This window comes from Devosia sp. (assembly GCF_040509215.1).
Classification (GTDB): Bacteria; Pseudomonadota; Alphaproteobacteria; order Rhizobiales; family Devosiaceae; genus Devosia.
Genome location: NZ_JBEVLL010000138.1, coordinates 1 through 6,208 on the forward strand (window position 1 = coordinate 1; position 6,208 = coordinate 6,208).

At 60.0% G+C, this 6,208-nt stretch carries 8 protein-coding genes; 4 read left to right on the plus strand and 4 right to left on the minus strand.

What is annotated here, in order from left to right; genetic code table 11:
* From rho to hemE, 3 genes are all read right to left on the minus strand, one after another.
* Positions 1-930 (minus strand): transcription termination factor Rho (rho, locus tag ABW043_RS07415; protein ID WP_353920580.1); only part of this gene is annotated, 930 nt, incomplete at its 3' end.
* Positions 931-1,217: 287 nt separating this feature from the next.
* Entirely contained in the window at positions 1,218-1,643 is a 426-nt protein-coding gene (gene hemJ / locus ABW043_RS07420; protein ID WP_353920581.1) for a protoporphyrinogen oxidase HemJ, read from the minus strand.
* Between the two features lie 10 nt (positions 1,644-1,653).
* On the minus strand, positions 1,654-2,679 hold the full coding sequence (gene hemE, locus ABW043_RS07425; RefSeq protein ID WP_353920582.1) for a uroporphyrinogen decarboxylase: 1,026 nt from the start codon (positions 2,677-2,679) through the stop codon (positions 1,654-1,656).
* Between the two features lie 430 nt (positions 2,680-3,109).
* Between hemE and ABW043_RS07430 the strand changes: the two genes are divergently transcribed.
* From ABW043_RS07430 to dnaQ, 4 genes are read left to right on the plus strand one after another with little or no spacing between them, the layout of a single operon-like run.
* Positions 3,110-3,730: a Maf family nucleotide pyrophosphatase gene (locus ABW043_RS07430; RefSeq protein WP_353920583.1), complete on the plus strand. Its 621-nt coding sequence runs from the start codon at positions 3,110-3,112 to the stop codon at positions 3,728-3,730.
* A 6-nt stretch (positions 3,731-3,736) separates the two neighbouring features.
* Positions 3,737-4,567 (plus strand): shikimate dehydrogenase, encoded by an 831-nt coding sequence (locus tag ABW043_RS07435; protein WP_353920584.1) that lies wholly within the window; start codon positions 3,737-3,739, stop codon positions 4,565-4,567.
* A gap of 2 nt (positions 4,568-4,569) precedes the next feature.
* Positions 4,570-5,166: a dephospho-CoA kinase gene (gene coaE, locus ABW043_RS07440; RefSeq protein WP_353920585.1), complete on the plus strand. Its 597-nt coding sequence runs from the start codon at positions 4,570-4,572 to the stop codon at positions 5,164-5,166.
* The gene (gene dnaQ, locus ABW043_RS07445; protein WP_353920587.1) at positions 5,166-5,873 is read left to right on the plus strand and encodes a DNA polymerase III subunit epsilon; all 708 of its coding nucleotides are present in this window, start codon (positions 5,166-5,168) and stop codon (positions 5,871-5,873) included. The genes coaE and dnaQ overlap by 1 nt, the downstream gene beginning before the upstream one ends.
* A 100-nt stretch (positions 5,874-5,973) precedes the next feature.
* Here dnaQ and ABW043_RS07450 read toward each other — a convergent pair.
* A partial coding sequence (locus ABW043_RS07450) for a protein-export chaperone SecB (protein WP_353920586.1) occupies positions 5,974-6,208 on the minus strand: 235 nt, incomplete at its 5' end.

The following is a 6,208-nucleotide window of genomic DNA, read 5'->3' on the forward strand; positions in this document are numbered from 1 at the left end:
GATATTGCGCGCCGCGCCGAAGAAGCGCTTGGGGCGCTGCAGGGCGTTGGCGTCAACACCGCCGGTGAGAACCTTGCCCGAGCTTGGAACAACGGTGTTGTAGGCGCGGCCAAGGCGGGTGATGGAATCGAGCAGGATGACCACGTCGCGCTTGTGTTCGACAAGGCGCTTGGCCTTTTCGATCACCATTTCGGCGACCTGGACGTGGCGCGAAGCCGGTTCGTCAAAGGTCGAGGAGATGACTTCGCCGCGCACCGAGCGCTGCATGTCGGTCACTTCTTCCGGACGTTCGTCGATCAGCAGAACGATGAGATAGCATTCCGGATGGTTGGTCGCGATCGATTGTGCAATATTCTGCAACAATACGGTCTTACCAGTACGCGGAGGAGCAACGATCAAGGCGCGCTGGCCCTTGCCGAGCGGCGCCACCAGATCCAGAAGACGCGCCGAACGATCCTTGAGGGTCGGATCGGGCAGCTCCATGCGGAGCCGTTCTTCTGGGTAAAGGGGGGTAAGATTGTCGAAGTTGACCTTGTGGCGAACCGCCTCGGGATCTTCGAAGTTGATGGTATTTACTTTGAGAAGCGCAAAGTAGCGCTCGCCTTCCTTGGGAGAGCGGATTTCGCCCTCGACCGTGTCGCCGGTCCGCAGGCCAAAGCGGCGGATCTGGCTGGGGCTGACATAGATGTCGTCAGGGCCCGGAAGGTAGTTTGCGTCAGGAGAGCGGAGGAAGCCAAAGCCGTCTGGCAATACCTCGACCACGCCCTCGCCAACAATGTCGATGTCCTGCGAAGCCAATTCCTTGAGAATGGCGAACATCAACTCTTGCTTGCGCATGGTCGAAGCATTCTCGACTTCGAGTTCTTCGGCGAACGCCAGCAATTCGGCCGGGGATTTGGCCTTCAGCTCACTGAGCTTGATATTCTGCATGGATGCGATGGACCCTTGGGGTAAATCGTAGAGGAGAGATTTTATTTTTGGGGAATGCACCGCGCAACGCCGGAATCGGCCGCGCATAAGGAGGGATGCTTGATGGCTTCATTTAGCGTGATCGCCGGCCGTTTTCAAGATGGGAACCGTGCGACAGCGACATTTTGAAGATTCACGTGAAACTTCGAGGCATTCCGCGCAGCGGATGAAAGGCTCCGGTGGAGCCTTTCAAGCCGAGAAGGCCATGAGAGCTAAGCTCGAATGGCACGCGCGTGGGGAGCCATGCCCTAAAACGGCTTCACAATCACCATGATCACAATCCCGATCATCAGCACCGTCGGCACCTCATTGATGATCCGGAAATACTTCTGTTCCCTAACGTTTTCGTCCCGGGCAAAGCGCTTCTGATGGCCCGCAAGAATGCCATGCACGCCACTCATCGCGAGAACCATTGCCGCCTTGGCCCAGGGCCAACCCGAACCCCAGTCGACGCCCCCGAGATGGATCATCGTCAGGCCAAAGATCCAGGTCGCAATCATCGCCGGATTGATGATGCCCTTGAGGAGCCGCCGCTCCATGACCTTGAAGGTTTCGGACTGCACGGAGCCGATTTCAGCCTTGGTGTGATAGACGAAAAGCCGCGGCAGATAGAGCATGCCGGCCATCCAGGCGATGACCGAAATGACGTGCAGCGCCTTCACCCATTCATACATTTGATTTTTCTCAACTTTGCTTGACCAGCTCGACCAACCGCTCGACGTGGGAAATCGGGGTTTCGGGCACGATGCCATGGCCGAGATTAAAGATATGCGGCCGGTTCGCAAACGCGGCCTTGATCTCGATCACACGGTCTTCCATGGCCTTGCCGCCGATAACGAGGCGCAGCGGATCGAGATTGCCCTGCACCGGCAGGGTCTTTGGCAGGAAGTCATCGGCAAACGATAGCGGCGTCGCATAGTCGAGACCGAGCGCATTGACGCCGGTCTTGTCGGCATAGCGCCTGAGATTGCCGGCCGCGCCGCGCGGAAAACCGATGATCGGCGCATTCGGCACCTTGGCCCGCACGCCCTCGACAATCCGCCGATTTGGCTCGATCACCTGCGTTTCAAAAGCCGCATCGTCGAGATTGAGGGCCCAACTTTCAAAAAGCTGCACCACGTCCGCGCCTGCCCCAAGCTGGGCGACGAGATAATCGACGCTGGTTTCAACCAGCACATCCATCAGTTTTGAAAACGCGGCAGGGTGTTCGAGCGCAAAGCGCCGCGCCACCCATTGATCCGGCGAGCCCCGACCGTTGAGCATATAGGTCGCAACCGTCCAGGGAGACCCGCAGAAGCCGATCAGCGTCTTTTCCGGGGCCAGTGCCGCTCGCAGCCGCCGGACGGTCTCCAGCACAGGCGCCAGATGATCCAAAGCCCCGCCGCGCTCGAGCCGATCCACATCGGCTACGGCAAGTGGCTCGAGCATTGGGCCTTCACCCACTTCGAAGCGAACTTTCTGTCCCAACGCATCGGGAATGACCAGAATGTCGGAGAACAGAATTGCCGCGTCGAGATCGAACCGACGCAGGGGCTGCAGCGTTACCTCGGTCGCAAGATCGGGATTGTAGCACAGATCCAAAAAGCTGCCGGCCTTGGTCCTTACGTCGCGATACTCGGGAAGGTAGCGACCAGCCTGTCGCATGATCCACATCGGGGGCGTGTCCTGGCGTTCCCCCAGTACCGTTGCGAGCAATTTTTTCTTGGTCACTGAACCCACCCTTTCGTCCCTTCAAAAACCCTAAAAGAGACTCTTAGTCTTCCTATCTTCTTCTTTATGGCGGTGTGTATCCGTAATTCATGGCGCTCCACAATCGGCAGGCGCGGCGGCACTTGCGCGCAGCTCAACGTTAACGCTCTGTTAACATCTGTGGCACCCATCGCTGGCCCGGCCCGTTAATGGAGTTTAAGAAGGCCTTAACAGGGCGACTCCCGAGTCAACGATTCGGTTTTGCCTGTGGACGAGGGAGTCGAAAAGCTCCTCCCCCGATTTCAACTTATCCCCACAGATTCCCCCAGCCCCCTTCCGACAGCCTCGGAAAGGAATTGTTAACTTTTTATCGAATAGGTCGAACAAGTTTCGCGTCTGGCGAAAGTTACGAGTCTTTCCCCCAGTTTGGTCTTGAGCTGGGGATGACAGTGTGGAAAAACTTGTTCCCATGCTGATCCTGGCCTCCACAAGTCCGACGCGTAAAGCCTTGATGGAAAAGGCCTCTTTTTCCTTTTCAGTGGTCCCTGCCAATATCGATGAACGTGCGCTTGAAGCTCAGGCTTTGGAGGCTGGCGCCGATGGCCGCGATCTCGCCGGGCTGCTTGCCAAGGCCAAGGCCGAAGCGGTCTCGAAACTGCATCCTGACGCCTATGTGATCGGTGCCGATCAAACTTTGGCTTTGGGCACCGAATTGCTCCACAAACCGCTCGACCGCGAAGACGCGGCGCGCCAGCTAGACCATCTCGCCGGCAAGACCCACCGCCTTCACGCGGCTATCGCGCTCATGCGCAATCGCGAATTGCTCTGGTCCGATATCGAAACCGCCGAACTGACCATGCGCCAGTTCGAGCCGGAGGAACGCGACCTGGTTCTTGATCTCGAGGGACCAGCCGCCCTGACCTCGGTCGGTGGTTATCGCCTCGAAGGCCCGTCCATTCGGCTCTTTGAGACCATTACTGGCGATTATTTCACGATTCTTGGCCTGCCGCTCTTGCCCCTGATCGGCGCCTTGCGCGATATCGCTCCGGAGCTTCTCTCCGTCAGGGCCTGATCAAACGTGACCACCAAAGCTTTCGTCATCGGCCACCCCATCGCCCATTCGCGCTCCCCGCTTATCCATGGCACGTGGCTCGCCGAGCACGGCATTGACGGCTCCTATGAAGCGATAGATGTCGCGCCTGCCGATCTTCCGGCCTTTTTCGAGCGGCTGCGCGCCGGCGAATTTGCCGGCGGCAATGTCACCATTCCCCATAAGGAAGCGGTTTTTGCCCTCTGCGACAGCGTCGACGATCTCGCCAAGACGATCGGCGCGGTGAATACGCTCGTCGTGCGCGAGGGCAAAGTGCACGGCTACAATACCGATTATCTCGGCTTCCTCGGCAATCTCGACGCTGCAGCGCCCGGCTGGTCCGATGGTCCGCGCGACGCGCTGGTGATCGGTGCCGGTGGCGCTGCCCGCGCCATTCTCGTTGCCCTGCGTGAGCGAAACGGTGGCCAGGTGCACGTTCTCAACCGCACCCTCGCCAATGCCGAAGCGCTGGTCGAGGAAATCGAGGGCCCCTTCGAGGCTCACGGCTTTGATGCCTTCGCCGAGCTCGCGCCAAAAATCGGCATTGTCGTCAACACCAGTTCCATCGGCATGCATGGCAGCCGCTTCGACTGGCTCGACATGAGCCTGCTCCCCAAGACCAGCCTCGTCACCGATATCGTCTATACCCCGCTCGTCACCCCCCTCCTCGCCGACGCTCAGGCCCATCGCCTTCAGATAGTCGACGGCCTCGGCATGCTGCTGCATCAGGCGGTGCCGGGCTTTGCCGATTGGTTCGGGGTCCGGCCGGAGGTGACGCCTGCCCTCCGCGCCCGCATCGAAGCGACGTTGGGTCACTGACCATGTGGCGGATCGGGGTCACTGGATCGATCGCCACCGGCAAATCCACCCTGCTCGCCGCCTTCGAAAAGGCCGGCATTCCTACCTTTTCGGCCGATGCTGCTGTCGCTGCGCTCTATGAAGGCGAAGCCGTAGCGCCCGTCGAGGCGCTCTTCCCCGGCGTCACCAGAGACCAAAAGATCGATCGGCAGGAACTGGCGCGACGCCTCGCCGCCGATCCGCAAAAATTCAAGATGCTGGAAGCCCTGGTTCATCCCCTGGTCCGGCAAAAGATCGCGCAATTCATGGACGGCGCGGAAGCGGCCGGACATGTGGCTGCGGCCGTCGAGGTGCCGCTGCTCTTTGAAAGCGGCTACGATTATGGCTTTGACGCGATTGCCGTGACCTTCGTCGACCCTGAGATTCAGGCTGCACGCATCATGGCCCGACCGGGCATGACGGTGGAAAAGCGCGACACCTTGCTTGCCCGGCAGATGCCGCAGGATGACAAGAAGAAGCGGGCTACCTATCTCTTCGACACGGCGCGCCCGCGCGACGACATCGACGCCGAAGTCGCCGCTTTAGTCGCCGACCTCAAGGCAAAGGGACCAAAGAAATGATCCGGGAAATCGTGCTCGATACCGAAACCACGGGCCTTTCCCATGCCGAAGGCGACCGCCTCGTCGAAATCGGCTGCGTCGAGCTGATCAATCACATCCCCTCTGGCGAGAGCTTTCACATCTACCTCAACCCCCAGCGCTCCATGCCCGAAGAGGCATTTCGCGTGCACGGATTGAGTGAGGAGTTCCTGTCCGACAAGCCGCTGTTCAAGGACAAGGCAGCCGATTTCCGCAATTTCATCGATGACGCTCGCCTCATCATTCACAACGCCCCGTTCGATATGGGCTTTTTGAATGCCGAACTGGGCTGGGCTGGGCTGCCGATCCTGAGCAATGAAGTCATCGACACGGTCATGCTCGCCCGCAAAAAGCACCCGGGCGCCCGCGTCAGCCTCGACGCGCTTTGCAAGCATTATGGCATCGACAATTCGCGCCGCACCCTCCACGGCGCTCTCCTCGACAGCGAGATCCTGGCCGAAGTCTATCTCGAGCTGATCGGCGGCAAGCAGGTGAGCCTCGCGCTCATGGCCGAAGTCGAAAGCGACGGCAGCGACGCCCTTGCCACCCGCATCGCCGCCTTGCCGCGCCCTACCCCGCTCCCGTCACGCGTGACGTCAGCCGAAGCCGCAGCGCACGAAGCCTTTGTGGGCAAAATGGGCGAAAGCGCCATCTGGGCCCAATATGCCGAGGTCGCGGCGGCGGAATAACCATCCGAAGCTCTAATCTCCCCTCGCCCGGCGAGCCGCCGACCCAAAACAAAAAACCCCAGCTTCCGCCGGGGTTCTTCAAATTCCAAAAATCCCAAAATTAGTTCGGCAGGTCGGTTGCCGGAGCGGCGGCTGCGCCGCCTTCTGCCTGCTGCTTGGCAGCCAGGGCCGAAAGGTTCTGGCGGTAGATCGCCATGAAGTCGACCGGCTCCATCATCAGCGGCGGGAAGCCGCCCTGCTGGGTGACGTTCGCGAGCACCTGGCGGGCAAACGGGAAAATCAGGCGCGGGCATTCCACCATGAGCAGGCCGCTGAGCTGGGCTTCGGGAATGTTC

Excerpts from the sequence above, each read along its gene's own strand:
- coaE (WP_353920585.1), top strand. The coding sequence starts at position 4,570 with ATGTGGCGGATCGGGGTCACTGGATCGATCGCCACCGGCAAATCCACC.
- hemJ (WP_353920581.1), bottom strand. The coding sequence starts at position 1,643 with ATGTATGAATGGGTGAAGGCGCTGCACGTCATTTCGGTCATCGCCTGG.